Genomic DNA, 22,273 nt, shown 5'->3' on the forward strand with positions numbered 1-22,273 from the left:
AGGGAGGGGCGATCGCGGCTGCGATCGCCCCTCCCTTTTTGCTTACTGAGCGATCGCCTGCGCCGTGTAAACCGACATTGCGGGTGCAGATTTTGCATACTTGTGGTAAAAAGGTACGCAATATCATGTTGCTGCTTCTGCCGGGCGCTATAATGCACACAGCAGGAGCTGATGTACCTGAGCAAAGGTGCATAGCAAGTGTCTTAAGCAGCTACACATCCTTAGCGCTCAAGGCTTCTGTCAGAATTTTTGTTCAGCTTGTGCGGTTTACCCAAGCAGATCTAGCGCAAACGAGATCCAATACGAACAAGAATTCCCACAGTCGCCCAGCGAGTTGAGTGATCTGTGCATGCCCTTAGGAAGCAGAAGTTCGTTGCGGTGTCGCAATGATCTTTATTGCAAAGCCTTTGCAAACGAGTTTTCCGACGACCCGGTGGCGGTGTTGACGTGGCAGGTGAATGGCCAAATCACCCACTCAGGGCAGGAAAAGCAGACTTTATTCGCCCCGGTGAGCGTTGTATGAGGAATTTGAATGCCGAAGCAGATTGTTATTGCTGAGCAAAACCGAATCGCTGCGGTTTTTTCTGAAGATCAGATCCAAGAGCTGATCGTGGCTACGGGTAGCCACCAGGTTAGCGACATTTATTTGGGAACGGTAGAAAACGTGCTGCCCGGCATTGATGCCGCCTTCGTCAACATCGGCGACAGCGAGCGCAACGGCTTCATGCACGTGACCGACCTTGGCCCCCTAAAGCTCAAGCGCAGCGCTGGTTCTATTACTGAGCTTGTGGTGCCCCAGCAGAAAGTGCTGGTGCAGATCATGAAAGAGCCCACTGGCAACAAGGGGCCTCGCCTGACGGGCAACATCAGTCTGCCGGGGCGCTACCTGGTCTTGATGCCCTCCGGGCGTGGGGTTAACCTGTCCCGCCGCATTCGCAGCGAGAGCGAGCGCAACCGGCTGCGGGCTCTGGCCATTCTAGTTAAGCCCGCCGGTATGGGGCTGCTGGTGCGCACCGAGGCCGAAGGCATCAGCGAAAATGCCATCATTGAAGACTTAGAAACTCTGCAAAAGCAGTGGGAAAGCATTCAGCAGCAGGCGCTAGCCACTCGCCCCCCCGCTCTGCTCAACCGCGATGACGACTTCATTCAGCGGGTGCTGCGCGACGCCTACAACGCAGACGTTAACCGCATCGTCACCGACTCTAGCACCGGCATGAAGCGGGTGAAGCAGCACCTCGCCAACTGGAGCGATGGCCAGGTACCCACTGGGGTACTGATTGACCACCACCGCGAGCGCATCCCTATTCTGGAATATTTCCGGGTTAATGCCGCCATTCGCGAGGCCCTCAAGCCTAGGGTAGACCTGCCCTCTGGTGGCTACATTATCATCGAGCGCACCGAGGCACTGACGGTCATCGACGTTAACTCTGGCTCCTTTACGCGCTCGGCCACCGCCCGCGAAACGGTGCTGTGGACCAACTGCGAAGCCGCTACCGAAATTGCTCGGCAGCTGCGCCTGCGCAACATTGCCGGGGTCATTGTGGTCGACTTCATCGACATGGACTCGCGGCGCGACAAGCTACAGGTGTTGGAGCACTTCACCAAAGCGCTGCGCTCTGATAAGGCCCGGCCTCAAATTTCGCAGCTGTCTGAGCTAGGGCTGGTCGAACTGACTCGCAAACGCCAGGGCCAAAATATTTATGAGTTGTTTGGTCGCCCCTGCCCTACCTGCGGCGGGCTAGGCCATCTAGTTCACCTGCCTGGCGAGGCTCTGGCCGACAGTGGGCAAGATATACCGCGCGCGCCAATTTCTGGCGGCGGGGTTGCGCCTCCGCTGGCACCACCCCTGGGAGATACAGACATAGACGGTCGCCCCGATCTGCAGGAGCTCGATCTAGTCAACCACCCCAGCTACCAAGATCGCTCAGGGCGAGGCAACAACCGCCGCCGTCGCCGTCGGGATCCCCTACCCACCACTCGCAGCAACGGTAGAGATGTACCTGTGGTGAAAGAGGCGGGGCCACCAGTGCCTAGCCTCGACGTGAAGGAGCCCGCCGAGTCGGTGGCACCGGTAATTATCAGTAAGACTGAGGATGATAAAGTACCGACCCGTGGCCGAGGGCGAACCGGGGGCCGAAGCGATGTACAAAGCGATCCATCCCGGAATCGTAAACCCGCTACCTCACCCCAGGTGGTGACCGTAGAAATGACTCCCGATGAGCAGCGCATCTACGCCATGATGGGAATTTCGCCGATGGTGCTATCAACTCAGGAGGTGGCCGATCCTCGCAATGTTGTGGTGTCTGTGGTGCTGCCGGGCCAGGCACCTCCGGAGGTGGTTTCGTTACCCGAAGAAACTTGGGCGGAGGCTTCGACAGCGGCTCCGGCAGCCCCGGCAGAGGTGCCGACACTAGCGATCGCCGATCCCGAAGCATCGGCTAAGCCATCTCCCAGTCGCACAGTGCGCACTCGGGCCGCCCGTGCCAAAGCTCAGGAAGCCGAAAGTTTACTCGACGGTTCACCCGACAGTGGTAATGCACCGCCAGAAACTGCACCGACAGACGCGATCGCCGGTATTCCCGAGCCGGCCATTGAAACCCTAGCCATTGCCGAACCCAGCCCTGTCGAAGCGGCACCTGAGCCAGAGGGCGAAGCCACCAGCAACGTGCGCCGCCGCCGCCGCCGTCGGTCTTCCGCTGCCGATGGTAGCGATGACGGTAGCGACGAGTAAACCCAAGGGTAATGGCCTATGGAGCCTAACCATGACTCGGCGACTAAAGTGGCCGGGGTAGACGAGGTGGGCCGGGGGTGCCTGTTTGGCCCCGTGGTGGCAGCAGTGGTAGTGCTGTTACCCGATGCCTGTGAACAGCTTCAGTCGCTGGGGGTGACCGACAGCAAGCGGCTCAACCCATCCCAGCGCGAGAGTTTGATCGTACCAATTAAAACTCTGGCTACAGACTATGCCCTGGGGCTAGCCACCGTCTACGACATTGAGCGATTGAATATTCTCTATGCCAGTCTCCTGGCAATGCGCCGGGCGCTGCGTCGCCTGAGCGTGCTCCCCGACCTCTGCTTAGTAGACGGTAACCAGCCCATACCCAACCTCGGCCTACCTCAGCAAACCGTAGTGCAGGGCGATCGCCTGCATACAGAAATCGCCGCCGCCAGCATTTTGGCTAAGGTCTGGCGCGATCGCTTGCTCGTGCGTCTCGATCGCCGCTACCCCGGCTATCATCTGGCTCGCAACAAGGGCTACGGTAGCGCCGCCCATCGACTGGCCCTGCAAACCCTGGGACCAACTCCCCAGCACCGAAGATCTTTTAAGGGCTGTGGCTAGCGCAGCCCTGGGGCGGCTAAGGCAACCTGCTCGGCAAAGGTACTGGCCCGATCAAACCCTTCAATGGCAATGCGAACGTAGGCCGAAAGCCACCGAAAGCGGTTGGCCGTCTCCAGAGGGATCGGCACCTTGCTAAATAAAATTACCGCAAATAGCTCTCCAGCCGGGGTTAGCCCCCCAAAGCCCAGCACCGACTGCACCCCATAGGGTTTGACAAACTGCTTCTGGGCCGGAATGTAGGGGCTGTCTAACGCCGCAGGCACATAGAACACGTTGAAAGACCTGTGGGGTGTGTCAGTAATCAGGGTAGGTACGGTTTCGATTACCTTGCTCACCTCTAGACCAAACTGCTGAATCAGCTGCAAAATCATCGGTGCCCGGTGCACAAAGTCTTGATCGAGCAGCGGAATGCCCTGATGGCCGGTAGAACCCTGGCGGTGGTTCCACTGGGGCTCGTCGCCAGCGGTAGCCAGTAGCGTCAGGCACTTGGTGGCCGAAGGCACGTACTGACCCTGCAAAACCCCCCGAGCCGACTCCTGCACCGCTGCAGGTAAAAAACCAAAGGGGTGGGTTACAAAGAACCGGATGAGGGCACAGGCAGGCTTGCCGGTGCGAGGATCGACAAAGTTCTCATACAGGTAGCGCACCACCCGGTCAGCAGTTTCTTCCATACTCTGCGATCGCTCATCCATGTTGCGCAACGTGACCGCACATTGGCACATATCGGCCTTAGAAAATTGCTCTAAGTTATACATTGCTTACCCCATGATGGAACCAGTCTATGGGCCAATCATGGAGTGGGTATCAAAGTATTGGTGTTCATAAAAAACACTTTTATTGAATTAGCAATAACCCCAAGGCATCTTAGCTGAGGCTTTACAGTATAAAGCTTTCAACATATTTTCTGAGGCTTTCCGGATTTTTGATCGTAGGTTTTACTGGGGTTTTGCAAACGTTAAAAGTCCTTCTTAAAGGACTAAAGAGTCAGCCAAATTGGCTTGAGCAGAAATTGAGTAACGTAGGAGAATTTCTCCAAACGCCCAGGATCAGAGAATTTGCCTAACCTAAAAGAATTTCTTAACCAGAAACGTATTGCTGAAGGTACTGTTCGTGCCAGGGAAGACTATTAGCAGTGGTGGCCAGAAGTGCTGTGGCGATCGAGTTATAGCGGTGGCCAGTTCGCCTAGGACATCGGTAACCGCCAGTGGCGAAAACTCGGGCGGCAAACTGGCGTATAGCCATCGCTCCAGAAGCTCCAGAATATTCTAATCGTCCTGGCGATGGCTATAAGTCAAGGCAAGGTAAGCCTCCTACCCGTGTAGCCAAGATGTCCACCCTACAAATTTTTACAGTTATACAGATGTACTTACCTGGGGGTGAGGGTTAGGTGCTCTCCTCAACGGTTTTTCTAAAAGGGATGGCAGCGGTGCTCAGTTTGACCACCGACAAGTTCGAAGGGAACGCCAGTGGTTGTCAGGCACAGCACCAGCCACGCCCAGGAGAGGAGTTTGGCCATTCACCTTTCGTTACACTTTAGATGCGGGGTTAGGAGCATGCTGAACTTTAACCGCAACCGTCGTAAGTTGAACCCCAGGGAATGCAGACGCTAGCACCAGCGTTGGCCCGGCAAAGTAATTATGCCCGGCGACCGGACTACCGCTGGTATACGGATACTGTGCCCTCTGGCTCTGCAAGCCAGCAGATTAGCGAAACGCGTAAATTTCACGATTGCTAGCTCAGCAATATCAAAAATAGGTTTCCATAGCCCTCAGTTGTTTGCTATGCTAAAAAGCCGAACGCGGATGTGGCGGAATTGGTAGACGCGCTAGATTTAGGTTCTAGTGTCTTCGGACGTGAAGGTTCAAGTCCTTTCATCCGCATAAAATATCAATCGCTAGGGTCAGAGCACTGACCTTAGCGATTGGATTATGAATTTGTCGTAGGCGGCATTCGACTCCCATCGCCCTAATGTAAGCCAAGATTTTTTGAGGGGCGATCGCGCGATCGCCCCTCAAACTTAATGTGGACAAGTAGTCATCTGTAGCATGTCTCCTCGGTGACCTTCTGGATCTCCAACTGAACACGGCTAGAAAATGATTTAATCCTATGCGTCGCGCTCGGTAGCAACGACAGACTTAAACTCCAGCGAGTTGTACAGCGCAAAAGGAATCCAGGCAAAGGACAGCAGGAACTCGCCAATTTCGTCAAGTACAAAAGTATTTGGCAAACCCATGACCCGTGGCACTGTCATAAACAGTAAAGACAGCAGTACTAACCACATTGTATTAAGGGGAAACATGGGTATTCCCCACCGCGAGTAGAACCGCTGTAGCCGTTCACTCAGTTGATTGGTAATAGGAATTAGAAAACAAAAAAGACTTATGAATGCAACACCTGCTAAGCGCACGTGCTGGTGAATGCCGTCAATATTGTGAATATTGAACTCATCTTGGACATTTACAGTGCTTAGCGACTCAGGCGTCACAATGCCAAATAAACGCTGACCCCAGCTGATTTCTTCTCCTCCGACCAGGAACATCAAAACTGCAAAAAACAGACACCAAAACCGCAGTGGTGCTAGTTTGTTTTTAAAGCCCAAGGCCAAAATACCTGCTGCCAAAAAATAAAAAATTGCGCTTAGACTCTCCAACACTCCGTCTTCGTAGAAGATAAAGCTCAGATCAGCGCTACCGTGACTGACAACGTAAATACTCAACAAGTTAGTGGCTAGTAGCGTCACCAAAAAGTTGAGCCAGATATCGTATTTTCGCCGACTGCTTTTCTGACGAGCCTTAGCTCGAGGCGAGTTGAAGACAGTCATAGATCCTCCTTTAGTCAGTCCTAAAAAGGCATTGCTAGGGAGATATCGGGTAGGCGACCTATGGTGTAGCGTTGCTCAAGAAACAATGCTGTCACACAAACGTAGGCGAGCCTTAGCTGCATCCTGAAACCGTGGTTTAGACCAAACTTAAGTCTAGGAGTAGAGTTTTGCCGGCAGGAAAATTCTAGACTTCGAACTGAACTTGGCATAAACGCTTCAGTGCTGCAGGAGGCTGTCAGCCCTTGGCTCCAAGATGGCCTATTTAAAGAAAGGAGTGCAGCATCGAGCTAGCGGCTACCAACTTTTCATAACCCAATTATCAATCCTTCTTTACCTTCAATTAACTTTAATTTAACCTTATAAGAGAGGTAGTTTATGAAGTTCTGATGAAGAAGCTGTCAGGAAAGGATTGGATACCGTGAAAATACTGAGAAATAACGCTTTTGCCTAAGCAAAAATACTGAACTTAAGCGCTGCTCTGGTGATTGTCAGGGCGAGTGGCATTACACAGATTTGGGCAGGTCACGGAGGACAGTTCAACGACCAACCGTAAAACTGAGGTCGCGAGCTGGTGTATAGCCATCGCCAACAGACAGCTGCCAAGAATGCCCTACCCCTTGCGGTGACGGCTGTACGGGAGCAAGGTTTACGCCTCCAGTTCAAAGCCAGAGGTGTCATTGTTAGTGCCAAAACCAAGAGCTGGAGCTTAAACCACCTTGGCAGGGAAAGGGGCGCATTGCGATTGGTCACCCGATGCCATCAAGGCTGGGTTATGGAACACCCGGAGATAGGGCGAAATTGCAGCGATCGCCCGCTGTTGCCCGCAGTGGGGCGGGTTAAGGGCTGTCGCTAGTTAAGGGCCAGAGAAAATGGCTTCTTCTAAATCTTGGCGGCTGAGAGAATACTTGAACACCCGCTGAATGTCTTTTTCATCGGCCCCAGCGCTGATGTAGCGCACCACAATGCAGTCTGTTTCGAGCACAATTTCAGCTTCCCAGCGGGGACGTACTACGTGCCAACTGTGGAGTTCGTCGCTGTCTTGGGTGCAGCCCTGCTGGCGCAGCCAGACCTCAATGTCAGGCAGGGGGTGATTGTAGAGGGGTGTAGCTGCCGAAGGAAGGGCCATAGGACAAAGATAATAAGTGCAGACGGCGGAATGAGAAAACAGTAGACTACAGCCATTTCGGTGACGAGGCGGCCGAGGGCTGTGCATAACCAGGATCGCTAGGAAGCGCAGGAACCGCCCTAGGGAGTGACTCTAAATTGCGGGGCTGGGAAGCGGAGGGCAATTCGGCCTCGGGAGAGTCCTGCTCAAGCGGTGTTTCTAGGGTTGGGCCGAAGTCCGGCTCCACAAGCTTAGCTGCATACTCGCCACGGGTGAGGCTAACGGTAATGACCAGAGCCAGGCAAGCTACAAAGGTGAGCCCCAAAATAAAAAGGGCAAAAATTTCGCCCGCCGAGAGGGGGCGATCGGTGGGGTCGAGATACATGTTGGCGGGCTCACGCCGCTGGGGGGTGGCCGGGGTTTGCCGCAGCGATTCTAGGGGCTGCATCACCGAAATGCGAGAGTAGCCCACCTGCTGATCGTAGGCCCAGCGGCGATCGGGGCTGCTGAGAATGGCATAGGCATCGTTGAGCTGCTGAAATTTCTCGGTGGCTTCAGCGGCGGGTAGCTCAGTTGTATCGGGATGGTAGAGCTTGCTCAGGTCGCGAAAGGCGCGTCGAATCTGCTGGGGGCTAGCGGTTGGCTTGACCCCTAACTGGTCGTAGTGGGTTTTGGGCTTTGGGTTCAAATCAGGCATAGCATCCCACTGGCAGGGCGGTTGGCAAGGGGCAGGGGTTAAGATCCATCACCCTGGGGCCAGTCCCCAATCGTCAGATGGTTGAGCTTCAAACGAGCGAGTCAAACGAATTTGCGCCAGGGTAAACACCACTGGAATGACCCGGCTGTAGTTGGTGGCTACAGCCCGCCAGCCCAGGTCAGCTAAAAACCAGCCCCATAGAGCCGGTCCTAACACCGAGAAAACGGCTCGGGTGGCTCCGTACCGGGCGGTGCTGGCGGCTACCCCCCGTGATGCCAGCCGTAGGGCAAACTGCTGGTGAATTTGAGCGATCACGGTACCGCCCCCTTTCATCATCGCCTGACGGGCAACTTCATAGCGAGCCAGTTGAAAAGCCATTTGTCGAGCAATTTGCTGAAGGAGCCAGGGCCGCAGCACGGCGCTGACGGCTACAGCACTGCTGCCCTTAGCCAGCAACCCCAGAGGATTTGCCTGCAGGGCAAGCGGTAAGGCCTCAAACTGAGCCGAACCCGTTAGGGACTGCTTTAGAGACTGTTGGAGGCGATCGCGCTCGACCTGAGGCAGTTTCTTCCAGTTGCTGCGCAGCAGGTGCAAAAAGACCTCTGCCTCTAGGTCATCAGTAGACCAGGCCTTAGCGTAGGGCAACTTGAGGTAATGACAAACCTGAACTAGCGCTTGACGGTAAGTCACTCGTTGGCTTCGGCCATTGATGACCGTCAGGCCGTCGGCGGCCAGAAACCGAAAGCGCTGCTCTAGACGGTCGAGCCACTGCTGTCGAGTCCCGCTCTGAACGATTAGTGGGTCGACATTTTGCAAATAATCTAGCGGATTAAAACGAGGCCGAAACAGCATGTCTGTCAGGGCCAAGAGTTCATCGTCTGTCGCTAGCTCCAGGGCAGATCGCAGCTCATCCACTGGGCATCACCGTTCAAAAACTGTCTTACATTTTTACACAATTCCCCAAGATAGGATGTTGGGCAACGGCGACACGGCAAAATTTCAGGAGAAATTGCTATGGAAGATGTGGTGGTGATTGGGGCAGGGCTGAGTGGGCTGACGGCCGCCCGGGCGCTGCACCAGGCGGGCTACCGAGTCGTGGTGGTCGATAAGTCGCGGGGGCTAGGGGGGCGGCTCGCCACCCGCCGAATCGGCAATACGGCTATAGACCATGGCTGTCGCTACCTGCGGCCCTTTGAGGGCCTAAATAACGCCTTTAATCATTACCCAAACCTCGGCCTTATGCCCGACCTGGTAGCAGGGGATGTGCTTCAGCTCTGGCAGCCAGAGAGCTTTGAACTCGGAGCCGATGGGCTGCTAAACCCTACGGCAACCGCTGCGCTCTACGTGGCTCCTCAGGGGATGAGTTCGATTGCCAAAGCCCTAGCACCAGGGCTGACTATCCACCGCCAGTGGCGAGCCACCGCTGTAACGCCGCTACCCCAAGGGTGGCGCGTTGAGGGAGAGGTTCTGGGAGCAGCCAGCCAGAGCTTGCCCGAAGCTTTCATAGCTAGGGCGCTGGTGGTGGCGATTCCTGCACCTCAGGCAGCGGCACTAATGCACAGAGCCGCCCAGGACAGTGAGGGAGTGAAAGTGTTACTGCACCAGCTTTTATCAGTTAATTTTGAAGCGGTGATTACGGTTATGGCCGGCTACAAGCCAGGGGAAGCGGCTCGTTTGACTGAACAAACCGGCTCAGGCGGCTGGATGGTTACTAGCGATACCCACCCCACCCTGCGATGGATAGCCTTAGACAGCAGCAAACGCACCGATCCGCAGGAACCGGTGGTTGTCATTCACAGCAGCCCAGCGTTTGCGGCTGGTGCCCTAGAGCAAGCCGACCTTGAACCTATTGGCCAAGCACTATTTGCAGAGGCGGCAAGTTTAGGAGCCTGGATGCTTTTTCCTCAGTGGGTTCAGGTGCATCGGTGGCGCTACGGATTTGTGCGCCAACCTTTGGGGGCTTCAATTTTAAGCAGCCCCCTATTGCCGAACTTGGTAGGCTGCGGCGACTGGTGTAACGGAGGAAATGTAGAGGGAGCGATCGCCTCCGGTCAGGCTGCCGCCGCTGCCTTGACTAAAACCCTAGGCTAGTAAAAGCTCTGAGGCCAGTTTAGCCATTATTGCTGGAATAATCGCTGCTCTCTTTATCTTCGCTACTCTCTTCATCGGTAGCGCCAGAGTTGTTGCGGCGGAAGAATCGCTGATTACCAGAGCGCTTCTTGCGAAACTTGCGGGCGTAAGCTTGGTTACGTAGAGCTTTTTCTTTTTTAGGATTGCGACGCTTAGACATTCAATAACCTCAGACAACAGGGCAGGTGGATCAGCAAACAAAGAATGGCAGTTACGTGAGGGTTTCCCACGTTGGGAGGCGCTACCTGCCCGAAACAAATCAGCAGACATGGCAGCACTTGCCCACCAGACACTCTGCCCGCACTGGCATCCGCCACTGACGACGTGCCATGACCAAACATTAACTGTAGCACATGGAGACACCAGGGCTGAGAACGGAGAGGCTTGGGTTAGAGCAGAGGAGCTATTCCCCTCATCCTTCTCACCCCTTCCCCTCCGACTCTAGTACCTACCTATGGGGCTGAGCCTGACCTGGCTACGACTGACTGGAGCTCAGGATTTTTTCGGCGCTGGTTGTGTCGGGGTTGGCTTCTGGCGTATCGGCCTCAGAGGGCGGCACCACCTGCCAGAACTTGGGCAGGTACTCGCTCCAGTCGGCCAGGATCTGCTTAGCTTTGGGGCTACCCGTATGGGCCAGGTGAGCTTCAATTAGAGCCTTCAACTGGGCTTCTCCAGTGGGAGTGATGACCCGCTGTACCTTGACAATCTCAGGGTTGACCCGCACCGGAAATCTGCCGTCCTCGTCGAGGAAGTAGCCGAGGCCGCCGGTCATTCCAGCACCCACGTTGCGCCCTACTGGCCCCAGCACCACGACCACGCCGCCGGTCATATACTCACAGCAGTGATCCCCAGCGCCTTCGATTACGGCCTGTCCCTTGGAGTTACGGACGGCGAACCGCTCCCCGGCGGTGCCCAGGGCGTAAAGGGTGCCGCCGGTTGCCCCGTAGAGGCAGGTGTTACCCACAATCACGTTGGTTGAAGGGTTGTAGGTAATGCCTGCCGGGGGCTTAACCACAATTTCGCCGCCGTGCATGCCTTTGCCCACATAGTCGTTTGACTCGCCGATAAGGGTCAAGGTCATGCCGGGCAAGTTAAAGGCCCCAAAGCTTTGACCGGCGCTACCCTCAAAGGTGAGGTTAAGCTGTCCTTCAAAACCTGAGTTGCCGTACTTTTCGGCGATCGCCCCGGCGACTCGAGCGCCAATGGTGCGATCGGTGTTGGCTATGGTGTAGGTCTTAGTGGCGCTGCCCTGGGTTTGAATGGCCTGCTGAATGTCAGCATCAGCCAGCATCTCATCGTCGAGCACGGGGCCATTGCTGTGGATGGCTTCGTGATTGAGCCAGGCGCGGTCGCCGCGCCCGTCGGGCAGAGCCATCAGGGTCGTCAGATCTAGCCCGTTGGTTTTGGCCAGGGAAACATCGGCGCGGGGCTTGAGCAAATCAGCTCGTCCAACAATGTCGAGCAGCGAGGTGTAGCCCAGGCGGGCCAGCAGCGATCGCACCTCTTCGGCAATGTAATAGAAGAAGTTGACCACATGCTCCGGCACGCCGGTAAACCGCTGGCGCAGCTCTTCTTTTTGGGTGGCGACCCCCACCGGGCAGTTGTTGGTGTGGCAGACCCGCGCCATAATGCAGCCCTCGGCAATCATGGCGATGGAGCCAAAGCCAAACTCCTCAGCCCCCATCAGCGCGCCCATGACCACATCCCAGCCGGTTTTGAGGCCGCCGTCAACGCGCAGGGTAACGCGATCGCGCAGCTCGTTATCCATCAGCACCTTGTGCACTTCGGTCAGGCCCAGTTCCCAGGGCACCCCGGCGTGCTTGATCGAGCTGAGCGGCGAGGCTCCGGTACCGCCATCGTGGCCCGAGACCTGAATCACGTCTGCATTGGCCTTGGCCACCCCAGCTGCGATCGTGCCAATGCCAACCTCTGACACCAGCTTTACCGACACCCCTGCCTTAGGGTTGATCTGGTGCAGGTCAAAGATCAGCTGAGCCAGGTCTTCAATGGAGTAAATATCGTGGTGGGGCGGCGGCGAAATCAGAGCCACGCCGGGCTTCGAGCGGCGCAGCATAGCAATATAGGGGCTGACTTTTTTGCCGGGCAGCTGGCCCCCTTCTCCCGGCTTGGCTCCCTGGGCCAGCTTAATTTCGATCTGGTCGGCGTGCATCAGGTACTCGGGAGTAACCCCAAAGCGGCCCGAGGCCACCTGCTTGATGGCTGAGCTGGCAGTGTCGCCGTTGCGCAACCCGTGCAGGTGGGGAAAGGTGGGGGAGTTGCCCTCCCCGTCCACATCCGAGAGCACCTTAAACCGCACGGGGTCTTCGCCCCCCTCGCCGGAATTCGACTTGCCGCCGATGCGGTTCATGGCGATCGCCAGCACCTCGTGGGCTTCGCGCGACAGCGCCCCCAGCGACATGCCTCCGGTGCAGAAGCGGCGCATAATCGTCTCTACCGGCTCTACATCGTCGATAGAGACAGGCTCGCGATCGCTCTCAAAATCGAGCAGATCCCGCAGGGCAGTGAGCGGTCGATTTTCGAGCTGGGCGCGGTACAGCTCGTAGTGATCGTACTGGCGATCGGCCACCGCCTTGTGCAGCAGCTTAGACATAGCGGGGTTGTTCATGTGGTACTCGCCGCTGGGCCGCGACTGCACAAAGCCCATGTTTTGCAACCGCTTGGCCGATAGCTCGGGGAACGCCCGCTGGTGGAAGCGAATGGTTTCCTGGGCCAGCTCGCTCAGAGAAATGCCGCTCAAACGGGAGGTTGTGCCTCGGAACGCCAGATCGAGCAGGTCGGGGCCAATGCCAATGGCCTCAAAGATCTGCGCTCCCCGGTAGCTGGTAATCAGCGAGATGCCCATCTTAGAGAGAATTTTGAGCAGACCCGCATCCACCGCTTTGCGGTAGTTATCCTGGGCCCCGTTGAGGGTGGTTACGGGTAGCTTGCCCGTTTCCATCAGCTTTTGAGTGCGGCTATCATTCCACCAGTGGCGCACCGACTCCAGGGCCAGGTAGGGACACACGGCGCTGGCTCCGTAGCCGATTAGGCAGGCAAAGTGGTGCGTGCTCCAGCACTGGGCCGTCTCTACCACCAGGGAGGTGCGCATGCGCAGTCCGTTGCGAATCAGGTGGTGATGCACGGCTCCCACCGCCAGCAGCGGCGGAATATAGCTGGTTTCAGCGGAAAGGGCAGCGGGGTTGCCCTGGTCGTCAACGCGATCGCTGAGCACCAGAATAGTCTTGCCCGCTTGAACCGCTGCATCGGCGCGATCGCACAGAGCGTCTACCGCTTTTCTCAGTCCAGCGGGGCCGTCGGCAATGGAGTACAGCGTAGATAGGGTGGCCGTGGCAAAGCCCGACGCGTGAATCTGCTCCAGCTCAACCTCATTGATCACTGGGCTTTCTAGCTTTAGCAGCCGGGCATACTCGGGCTGCTCATCGAGCAGATTGCCCTGGGCACCGAGCTGAGTGGCCAGCGACATCACCAACCGCTCCCGCAGGGGGTCGATCGCCGGATTCGTCACCTGGGCAAAGCGCTGCTTGAAATAGTCGTAGAGCAGGTGCGGCTTCTCTGAGAGCACTGCGTGGGGCGTATCATCGCCCATGCAGAAGGTCGGCTCTTTGCCCTGGGCCGCCATGTCTTGAATAATCATGTCGACATCTTCGACGGTATAGCCAAAGGCGCTCTGCTGACGCAGCAGGTCATTGGAGGGGTACAGCGTAGCTTCTCTAAACAGCTGGGGCTGAAGCTCGGCTCGGTTTTCCTTTAGCCACTGGCCGTAGGGGTGCCGGGTAGCCACCCGCTGTTTAATCGCCCAGTTTTTGAGAATTTCCTGGCTGTGCAGGTCTACGGCAATCATCTGACCAGGGCCAAGCCGACCTTTTTCGAGAATGTCTTCGGGGGCAACATTCAGCACCCCGGCCTCCGACGACACCATGAGCAAATCGTCTTTAGTGACCACGTAGCGAGCCGGGCGCAGACCATTGCGATCGAGGGTTGCCCCTACCTGGGTGCCGTCGCTGAAGACAATCAGCGCTGGGCCATCCCAGGGCTCCTGCAGGCCACTGTAGTACTCGTAGAAGTCGGTGATTTCGGGGTAGGCGTCCAGCTCGGGCTGATTGTTGTAGGCCTCGGGCACCATCATCATCAGCGCTTCCTGGGGAGAACGCCCCGATCGCACCAGCAGCTCCATGACGTTGTCGAGGTTGGCCGAGTCACTATTTTCGGCGTTGACAATGGGTTTTAACAACTCACAGCGATCGCCCCAGATCGGATGGGACAGATCCGCCTGACGGGCTACCATCCAGTTGATATTGCCCACCAGCGTATTGATTTCGCCGTTGTGGCCCAGCAGGCGCATGGGGTGGGCCAGGGGCCACTTGGGCATGGTGTTGGTGCTAAAGCGCCGATGATAGACCGCAAAGGGGCTTACGTAGTCGGGGTCGCGCAGGTCGGTATAGAACGTCGCCAGCACCGCCGAGCGCACCATGCCCTTGTACACAATGGTGCGGCACGAGCACGAGCAGACATAAAACTCCTTCAGCTCGGCCGCCAGATCTGCCGCCACGCTGCCGGGATTGGCCACAGCATTCGCCACCAGATGCAGCACCTGGCGACGCACCAGATATAGACGACGCTCCAGGTCGGCCCCGGTTTCGGTCGCCGCCACAATTAGCTGCTCAATTCGGGGCTGGTACTGCTTTGCCAGCGCCCCCAATACTTCGGGCCGCACGGGCACGACCCGCCAGCCGATCATCTTCAGGCCCTCAGCCTCAACAACTTGGTTAAAGGTGTCGCGTACAAAGGCCGCTGCCGCCTCGTGGTTGGGCAGAAACACCATCGCTACCCCGGTGCGATCGCGCTCTAGTGACCCGCACCCCTGAGCTTCAGCCCAGCGGTCTAGCACCGCCCACGGAATCGCCGTCATCACCCCAGCCCCATCGCCCGAGTCCTGGTCGGCGCAGCGCCCACCCCGATGCTCCATGCAGTCGAGGGCGGCTAGCGCCTTCACCACCAGGTCGTGGCTAGAGCGATTCTGCCGATCGGCTAAAAAGCCCACACCGCAGGCATCCCGTTCTTCGACCAGTGACTTGGGTCCCCAGTTGGGCCATTCAGAACGGGTGTGCTGCCGGGGTTGATAGGGTTGATTCACAGGTGTACGTCCTAGTGGAAGAACAAAACTAATACTTAAGTAGAAGTAGCGAGCAAAAAAACTGTGTACTGAGAGGACTAAGCAGCATCGCCCTACAGCAGCGATACACCAAGGATTGAACTACGCTAGAGGCCAAAGAACCCGGCCAGAAAAATCTGACTTCCCCTGAGTCGGACATGGTGTGAGCAATCCAGTCTGGGCTTGGGGCATTGCCTGCAGCTGGGCCAGCTCGTTATGCCTTACTCGTTGCGCCCTACTTGTGCCTTAATCGAGAAAGCTAGCGGCAACAGCCCCTAGCCGAGAACTAGCTAAGAAAGCATTAGCGCATGCTGCGCTTCATCTGTAATTTACAGGCTTTATCAGTAGTTTACAAACCTTAGGCTCAGCATTTAGTCACAGCTTCTTAGAATTAAGCAATCGCAACGGTAGCCATTGTTTCAAAATTGCCCGCGATCGCTCCTAAACGACCTGAGGCACAGCCAGCTATCTTCATAATACTCAGACATTTACACAATTTTCCTATGGTTAAACTGCCGGGCTTCGCTTTGTTCCCAGGCCTCGTACACCAAAGCTGCCGCTGGGTCGCGGGGGGGTGGGTTTCGTTGAGTCTGCTGGGGGCGATCGCTCCCCTCGCCGCCACCGCTACAGTGCCTAGCCCGGTGCCCGAAGCGACCCTGGCTGAAGCAACCCCAGCCGAGGTCACCGCAGCCAATCCTACCGCCCAGGGCCAAATTTTAATCGTCAACGGCACTCAGGCCTCCGTTCCCTGGATGATCACTAACGGTCAGGTTGGCCTCGCCGACTATGGCGTTACCGATCAACTGGGGGCTACTCTGCTGAGCAGCAATCAGCCCAACCGTCAGCCAATCCAGTGGTTTACCGATCCAGGCGGCGCGGTAGAACTGGCCGCCTGGGTACACGACGGCTACCGATATCTAGATATCATCCCTCTAGCCCAGCGCCACGGCTGGCAAGTACAGCCCCAGGGCAATGTTCTGCAAATTACTGCGCCCCCGGTCCAGGTCACCGCCGTGCGCCGGGAGACTCTGTCCGGCGGCGATCGCTTAACCCTAGATCTGTCTGGCCCGGTGCCCGCGGCCCTAAGCGATAGTGCTGACGCGCTTACCCTGACGCTGGGAGCCACCGCCGCCGATCGCGTGCTGAGGGAGGCGATCGCCGCCCCCGCCGGAGCTTACCTGGGATCACTCACGGTAACCCCTGTGGCTGGTGCCCTGCGCTTCCAAGCCAGCGCCAGCCAGCCGCCTCGCCTGTACACTCGGGCTAACCAAATCGTTATCGACACTCGTGCCGATGCGCTTCAGCCCCACAGCATTGCCTGGGCTCCCGGTGTCCGCTGGCAGCAGCGGTACATCTCTGTCGCCGGGCAGCCGTTTCCGGTCTACTGGCTGCAGCTTGACCCAGCCCAGGTTAACCTACGCCCCATCTGGACAGACCCCACCACGGCGACAGGCACGGCTCCCCTGACCACCATTGCCCAGCGCTGGCAGGCGGCAGCGGCCATCAATGCTGGCTTCTTTAACCGCAACAATCAGTACCCCCTGGGGGCCGTACGCGCCAATAGCGACTGGGTCTCTGGGCCCATCCTCAGCCGTGGCGTCGTAGGCTGGAACGACCAGGGCCAGGTGCGCATGGATCGTCTGGTGCTTAACCAAACCCTCACCACCGCCAGTGGGCAAACGTTTCCGGTGCAGGCTATCAACAGCGGCTACGTACAGGCCGGTATCGGCCTCTACACGCCCACCTGGGGGCCGACCTACCGCCCCGTCCTAGACGGCGAAACCATCGTTACAGTCGTGGATGGGGTAGTTGTCAACCAGCGGGCCGCCAGCACCCTGGGGGCAGCGGGGCTACCGATCCCCACCAACGGCTATCTTTTGGCTCTACGCTCCTATGCCACAGCGGCTCAAGCGCTGCCCCCAGGGCAGCAGGTCTCTCTAGCGTCCGAGCTGTTGCCAGCGACCCTGGCCCCCTTCCCCAACCTGATCGGGGGAGGGCCGCTACTGCTGCGCGATCGCACCCTCGTACTCGATGCTGGTCTCGAGCAGTTCAGTCAGGCCTTTGCCACCCAGGCAGCGCCTCGTAGCGCCATCGGCATCACCTCCACCGGTGAAATTCTGCTGGTCGCCGTGCACAACAGCCCCGCCGGATCTGGCCCCACCCTCAATCAGCTGGCCCAAATCATGCTCCAGCTCGGTACTACTGATGCCCTTAACCTAGACGGTGGCAGTTCGGCCAGCCTCTACCTCGGTGGCCGCTTGATTAACCGGTCTCCCCGCACCGCCGCCCGAGTCAATAACGGTATCGGCCTCTTTCTTCGGTAGCTATTTCTGGCTTAACACGAGCGCAATGTGAATTCTATTCAGTTCGATATAGATAAAACAGTTATTGGCATTGAGCATTGGGATTACCTGAAGGGGCTTCCACTTCTTTAACATGTCAAAACAGGGTGTAAAGACTTCGTATGGTTGCCCCTCTGAGCCGCCAAAATTCCCTAGCCACTGAGTTGCCCTTGCTAAACTGTTGGCTGAGCAAGGCGACCTAATCCTTTGGGCCAGCAAGGCACGATCTTACGAAACCTTTGAGTTCAATTAACAGTCTCACAGGGATGGGCACCCTAAAGAAATGCGGCCCAGAGTCGCCGTTCCTGGCGCAGTCTTAACCTTTAGGTTCTAGGAGAACTATCACTATGCCAAAACTGGAAGAGTCAATTCAGCCCTCGGCGTTGGCCCTAGCCACCAGCAACGGTAAGGAAATTGCTGAAACGGGGCTGCGTCCCTGGGGCTGCTACACCGTGTTAGAGGAGGGCCGTGGCTACAAAATTAAGCGCATAGAAGTAAAGCCTGGCCATCGCCTCAGCCTGCAAATGCACCACCACCGCAGCGAGCACTGGATTGTGGTCTCTGGCACGGCAAAAGTAGTCTGTGGCGACAGCGAAATACTGCTCTCCAGCAACCAATCCACCTACGTGCCTCCCTGCACCCAGCACCGGCTTGAGAATGTGGGCGTAATTCCCCTGGTGCTGATTGAGGTGCAGAACGGTGAATACCTAGGCGAAGACGACATCGTGCGCTTTCAAGACGACTACTCTCGCGTCGAAACGGTTTAGCACTGCCCGGCCTGTTGCCCTAACTCCAAGTAAGTTAACCAACCCTAAGATAGTCTGCGGCGGTAGTGCTAAGCTCAGCGGTATCGCCGTTTTCTGTTGCCAACGTCCATGATTCACATTCGTCCCGCCGCCGCTCAGGAGATCAAGCGGTTGCTAGCCCGGCAGGTAACTAGCAGCAACCAGCAGCAACCCTTGGCCTGCCTCACGCTTGAGCCAGGCGGCTGCGCCGAGTGGACCTATCGCCTGACGGCTGGAGCTATGTGCCCCAATGCCGATACAGCAACAACCCTAGACTGCGACGGCATCGGCCTAGCCGTGCCAATCGCTGATTTAGACCTCCTGCAAGATCTCACCATTGACTATGCCGAAGACCTAATGGGTGGGGGGTTCCGCTTTGTCAATCCCCTAGCTCAGCGCACCTGCGGCTGCGGCAACGCCTTTTCGCTCAACGCTGACGCTCCCGTTAGTCAAGACTGCACTGGCGGGCTGCCGACGGGCTAGTCATAAAGTTGCTGACGTACCATCCATGTATTGAGAGCATCGCATTTGACCAAAGCCAATTTGCAGTGCTAGCATTAGATCTTGTGAAAACTTGAGTCCACCCGCCGTAGCACAACAAGCATCCTATGCCCACGATTCAGCAACTCATCCGGAGTGAGCGCCAAAAAGCCGAGAAGAAAACTAAGTCCCCTGCCCTAAAGAGCTGTCCTCAGCGCCGTGGGGTTTGCACTCGGGTCTATACCACCACGCCTAAAAAGCCAAACTCGGCTCTACGGAAGGTGGCCCGAGTTCGTTTGACTTCTGGCTTTGAGGTTACGGCCTACATTCCCGGTATCGGCCACAACCTGCAAGAGCACTCCGTAGTCATGATTCGTGGCGGCCGGGTCAAAGATTTACCTGGGGTTCGCTACCACATTATTCGTGGCACCCTTGATACCGCTGGTGTCAAAGACCGCCGCCAGGGCCGTTCCAAGTATGGGGCCAAGCGTCCTAAGCAAGCGTCGTAAAGAAACGCATTCTAGAGAAACACTGCTGGGCAGAAAGCTAGACAAAGCGCTTAATGAACCCCGATTGATCGGGGGGCGCTAGTTGCTCTAAACGTCTTACGCTCCTGTCTTTGCCTAATACTAGATAAGCCTGACTAGGCCTGTCTTTGTTAAGTACTTTTGTTGGTTCAGCTACGCAGCCTTATCGCTACTGGAATTTAGATCATGTCCCGCCGTACCGTTGTTCAAAAGCGTCCTATCCCGCCCGATTCTGTCTACAACAGCCGCCTGATCACCATGATGAGTCGTCGGCTTATGACCAGTGGCAAAAAATCCCTGGCTGACAAAATCATCTACAACTCCTTCACCATTATCAAGGAGCGCAGTGGCGGTGATCCTCTAGACGTGTTTGAACGGGCTGTGCGCAACGCGTCACCCTTGGTAGAGGTCAAGGCTCGCCGGGTGGGTGGTGCTACCTATCAGGTGCCAATGGAAGTGCGCTCTGAGCGTAGCGTGGCCCTGGCCCTGCGCTGGCTTACCCAGTTTGCCCGCCAGCGTCCTGGCAAATCTATGGCAATCAGGTTGGCTAACGAGCTGATGGATGCAGCTAACGAAACTGGCGGTGCCGTTCGCAAGCGGGAGGAAACTCACCGGATGGCAGAAGCTAACAAAGCATTCGCTCACTATCGCTACTAAACCCGTCCGTTTCTGCAGCGCCAAAGCGTTGGGTTCGTTGGCGATCGCTGTTTTCGCTTTCTACAATAAAGCTGTTCCGGTGTACCGAGACGGTCGACCCTAGCATGACGAGGAGGTATCTGTGGCACGGATAACGCCCCTAGAACGGGTTAGAAACATTGGTATTGCGGCCCATATTGACGCCGGCAAAACCACCACCACAGAGCGGATTTTGTTCTACTCGGGCATCGTCCACAAAATTGGCGAGGTGCACGAGGGCACGGCCGTTACCGACTGGATGGAGCAGGAGCGTGAGCGGGGGATCACGATCACGGCAGCGGCTATTACCACCAACTGGCGTGATAACCAGATCAATATTATTGATACCCCAGGCCACGTTGACTTCACCATTGAAGTCGAGCGTTCTATGCGCGTTTTAGACGGGGTAATCGCGGTATTCGACTCGGTAGGAGGGGTACAGCCTCAGTCGGAAACCGTTTGGCGTCAGGCAAATCGTTACCAGGTCCCTCGCATTGCCTTCGTCAACAAGATGGACCGTACCGGGGCAGACTTCTTCAAAGTTTGTGGTCAACTGCGCGATCGCCTAGGCGCAAATGCAGTACCAGTTCAGGTTCCCGTCGGGGCTGAGGTCGGCTTTCAGGGCGTCGTTGATCTAGTCGCCATGCGCGCCCGCATATACCACGACGACCTAGGTCAAAATTTTGAAGACATGGAGATACCGGCCGATGTACAGGATGTGGCAGAGGAGTATCGAGCCAAGCTAGTGGAAGCGGTGGCTGAAACTGACGATCTCCTGATGGAGAAGTATTTTGAAGGGCAACCGCTGTCCGCCGAGGAAATCGCGACCGCCCTTCGCAAAGGCACAATTAAGGGCACGATTGTGCCCGTTTTATGCGGTTCTGCCTTTAAAAACAAGGGTGTACAGCTGCTTCTAGATGCGGTTGTTGACTATCTTCCCTCCCCCGTTGAAGTGCCGCCGATCCAAGGGCAGCTGCCCAGCGGTGAGACTGCGGAGCGCCCCGCCGATGACGATGCACCTTTGGCCGCTTTGGCCTTCAAAATAATGGCCGACCCCTACGGGCGGCTTACCTTTGTGCGGGTTTATTCGGGGGTGCTCAAAAAGGGCAGCTACATCTACAACGCTACCAAAGACAAAAAAGAACGGATCTCCCGGTTGATTGTCCTTAAGGCCGACGATCGCATTGAAGTCGATGAACTGCGGGCTGGGGATTTAGGAGCCGCTATTGGTCTCAAAGACACCTTCACCGGGGACACGATCTGTGATCCTGCCGACCCCATTGTCCTAGAATCCCTCTTTGTGCCGGAGCCCGTAATCTCCGTGGCCGTGGAGCCCAAGACAAAGCAGGATATGGATAAGCTGGCCAAGGCTCTACAATCGCTGTCTGAAGAAGATCCTACGTTCCGAGTTAGCACGAACCCTGAAACCAATCAAACGGTGATTGCAGGCATGGGCGAGCTGCACCTAGACATTCTCGTCGATCGCATGCTGCGCGAGTTCAAGGTGGAGGCCAACATTGGCGCACCCCAGGTGGCCTACCGTGAAACTATCCGCAAAGCCACCACGGCCGAAGGTAAGTTCATCCGCCAAAGCGGTGGTAAAGGCCAATATGGCCACGTTGTAGTTGAGGTAGAACCCGCTGAGGAAAGCAGCGGATTTGAGTTTGTGTCCAAGATCGTTGGCGGTACTATTCCAAAAGAATATATCGCTCCCGCCGAACAGGGCATGAAAGAGGCCTGCGAATCTGGTATCCTAGCTGGGTACCCGGTAATTGATTTAAAGGTTACTCTGGTTGATGGGTCTTATCACGATGTAGACTCATCAGAGATGGCTTTTAAAATCGCTGGGTCAATGGCGATGAAGGAAGCCGTCTTGAAGGCGTCCCCTGTCCTTCTAGAGCCGATCATGAAGGTCGAGGTTGAAGTCCCAGAAGATTTTCTGGGTGACGTCATGGGAGATCTAAACTCCCGCCGGGGCCAGATCGAGGGTATGGGAACAGAAGTTGGCGTTGCAAAAGTTACAGCCCATGTTCCCCTAGCTGAGATGTTTGGTTATGCTACCGACATCCGCTCAAAAACGCAGGGTCGGGGCATTTTTTCGATGGAATTTAGCCATTACGGCGAAGTTCCTCGAAACGTGGCTGAGGCCATTATCTCTAAAAACACTGGGAACGCTTAGAAAGGAAAGGACAAGTAACGTA

The 22,273-nt window shown here is 56.6% G+C and carries 16 protein-coding genes and 1 tRNA gene; 10 read left to right on the forward strand and 7 right to left on the reverse strand.

The window, feature by feature from the left end; translation table 11 throughout:
• The first annotated feature begins 532 nt into the window (after nucleotides 1-532).
• Nucleotides 533-2,731: an Rne/Rng family ribonuclease gene (locus IQ265_RS15715; RefSeq protein ID WP_194055259.1), complete on the forward strand. Its 2,199-nt coding sequence runs from the start codon at nucleotides 533-535 to the stop codon at nucleotides 2,729-2,731.
• A gap of 18 nt (nucleotides 2,732-2,749) precedes the next feature.
• Nucleotides 2,750-3,337 (forward strand): ribonuclease HII, encoded by a 588-nt coding sequence (locus IQ265_RS15720; protein ID WP_194055260.1) that lies wholly within the window; start codon nucleotides 2,750-2,752, stop codon nucleotides 3,335-3,337.
• Here the strand turns inward: IQ265_RS15720 and IQ265_RS15725 are convergent.
• Nucleotides 3,334-4,092, reverse strand: coding sequence for a hypothetical protein (locus tag IQ265_RS15725; protein ID WP_194055261.1), 759 nt, complete (start codon nucleotides 4,090-4,092; stop codon nucleotides 3,334-3,336). The two genes, IQ265_RS15720 and IQ265_RS15725, sit on opposite strands and share 4 nt — an antisense overlap.
• A 1,043-nt stretch (nucleotides 4,093-5,135) precedes the next feature.
• Between IQ265_RS15725 and IQ265_RS15730 the strand changes: the two genes are divergently transcribed.
• Nucleotides 5,136-5,217, forward strand: a tRNA-Leu gene (locus tag IQ265_RS15730).
• A gap of 224 nt (nucleotides 5,218-5,441) precedes the next feature.
• Here the strand turns inward: IQ265_RS15730 and IQ265_RS15735 are convergent.
• From IQ265_RS15735 to IQ265_RS15750, 4 genes are all read right to left on the reverse strand, one after another.
• Nucleotides 5,442-6,158, reverse strand: a complete 717-nt coding sequence (locus IQ265_RS15735; protein WP_194055262.1) for a hypothetical protein — start codon at nucleotides 6,156-6,158, stop codon at nucleotides 5,442-5,444.
• Nucleotides 6,159-7,011: 853 nt separating this feature from the next.
• Nucleotides 7,012-7,284 (reverse strand): DUF3143 domain-containing protein, encoded by a 273-nt coding sequence (locus IQ265_RS15740; RefSeq protein ID WP_194055263.1) that lies wholly within the window; start codon nucleotides 7,282-7,284, stop codon nucleotides 7,012-7,014.
• Nucleotides 7,285-7,330: 46 nt separating this feature from the next.
• On the reverse strand, nucleotides 7,331-7,960 hold the full coding sequence (locus IQ265_RS15745; RefSeq protein WP_194055264.1) for a J domain-containing protein: 630 nt from the start codon (nucleotides 7,958-7,960) through the stop codon (nucleotides 7,331-7,333).
• 48 nt (nucleotides 7,961-8,008) lie between these two features.
• Entirely contained in the window at nucleotides 8,009-8,875 is an 867-nt protein-coding gene (locus IQ265_RS15750) for a hypothetical protein (protein ID WP_194055266.1), read from the reverse strand.
• A gap of 99 nt (nucleotides 8,876-8,974) precedes the next feature.
• Between IQ265_RS15750 and IQ265_RS15755 the strand changes: the two genes are divergently transcribed.
• On the forward strand, nucleotides 8,975-10,051 hold the full coding sequence (locus IQ265_RS15755; protein ID WP_194055268.1) for an FAD-dependent oxidoreductase: 1,077 nt from the start codon (nucleotides 8,975-8,977) through the stop codon (nucleotides 10,049-10,051).
• A 19-nt stretch (nucleotides 10,052-10,070) separates the two neighbouring features.
• On the opposite strand, the gene IQ265_RS15760 is transcribed toward IQ265_RS15755, so the two are convergent.
• Together IQ265_RS15760 and gltB are read right to left on the reverse strand one after the other, a co-directional pair.
• Nucleotides 10,071-10,250, reverse strand: a complete 180-nt coding sequence (locus IQ265_RS15760; RefSeq protein ID WP_194055270.1) for a hypothetical protein — start codon at nucleotides 10,248-10,250, stop codon at nucleotides 10,071-10,073.
• Between the two features lie 315 nt (nucleotides 10,251-10,565).
• On the reverse strand, nucleotides 10,566-15,245 hold the full coding sequence (gene gltB, locus IQ265_RS15765; protein ID WP_194055272.1) for a glutamate synthase large subunit: 4,680 nt from the start codon (nucleotides 15,243-15,245) through the stop codon (nucleotides 10,566-10,568).
• Between the two features lie 521 nt (nucleotides 15,246-15,766).
• Between gltB and IQ265_RS15770 the strand changes: the two genes are divergently transcribed.
• The 6 genes from IQ265_RS15770 (at nucleotide 15,767) to fusA (ending at nucleotide 22,251) form a co-directional block, all read left to right on the forward strand.
• A complete protein-coding gene (locus IQ265_RS15770; RefSeq protein WP_194055274.1) occupies nucleotides 15,767-17,587 on the forward strand; it encodes a phosphodiester glycosidase family protein in 1,821 nt (606 codons plus the stop codon).
• Between the two features lie 365 nt (nucleotides 17,588-17,952).
• Nucleotides 17,953-18,372 (forward strand): cupin domain-containing protein, encoded by a 420-nt coding sequence (locus IQ265_RS15775; RefSeq protein WP_194055276.1) that lies wholly within the window; start codon nucleotides 17,953-17,955, stop codon nucleotides 18,370-18,372.
• A gap of 108 nt (nucleotides 18,373-18,480) precedes the next feature.
• Nucleotides 18,481-18,873: an iron-sulfur cluster assembly accessory protein gene (locus tag IQ265_RS15780; protein WP_194055278.1), complete on the forward strand. Its 393-nt coding sequence runs from the start codon at nucleotides 18,481-18,483 to the stop codon at nucleotides 18,871-18,873.
• A 125-nt stretch (nucleotides 18,874-18,998) separates the two neighbouring features.
• Nucleotides 18,999-19,379, forward strand: coding sequence for a 30S ribosomal protein S12 (gene rpsL, locus IQ265_RS15785; RefSeq protein WP_194055280.1), 381 nt, complete (start codon nucleotides 18,999-19,001; stop codon nucleotides 19,377-19,379).
• A 204-nt stretch (nucleotides 19,380-19,583) separates the two neighbouring features.
• Nucleotides 19,584-20,054, forward strand: coding sequence for a 30S ribosomal protein S7 (gene rpsG / locus IQ265_RS15790; RefSeq protein WP_194055282.1), 471 nt, complete (start codon nucleotides 19,584-19,586; stop codon nucleotides 20,052-20,054).
• Between the two features lie 121 nt (nucleotides 20,055-20,175).
• Nucleotides 20,176-22,251, forward strand: coding sequence for an elongation factor G (fusA, locus tag IQ265_RS15795; protein WP_194055283.1), 2,076 nt, complete (start codon nucleotides 20,176-20,178; stop codon nucleotides 22,249-22,251).
• The last annotated feature ends 22 nt before the right edge of the window (nucleotides 22,252-22,273 follow it).

Origin of the sequence: Nodosilinea sp. LEGE 06152 (assembly GCF_015207525.1) — a bacterium.
GTDB lineage: Bacteria > Cyanobacteriota > Cyanobacteriia > Phormidesmidales > Phormidesmidaceae > Nodosilinea.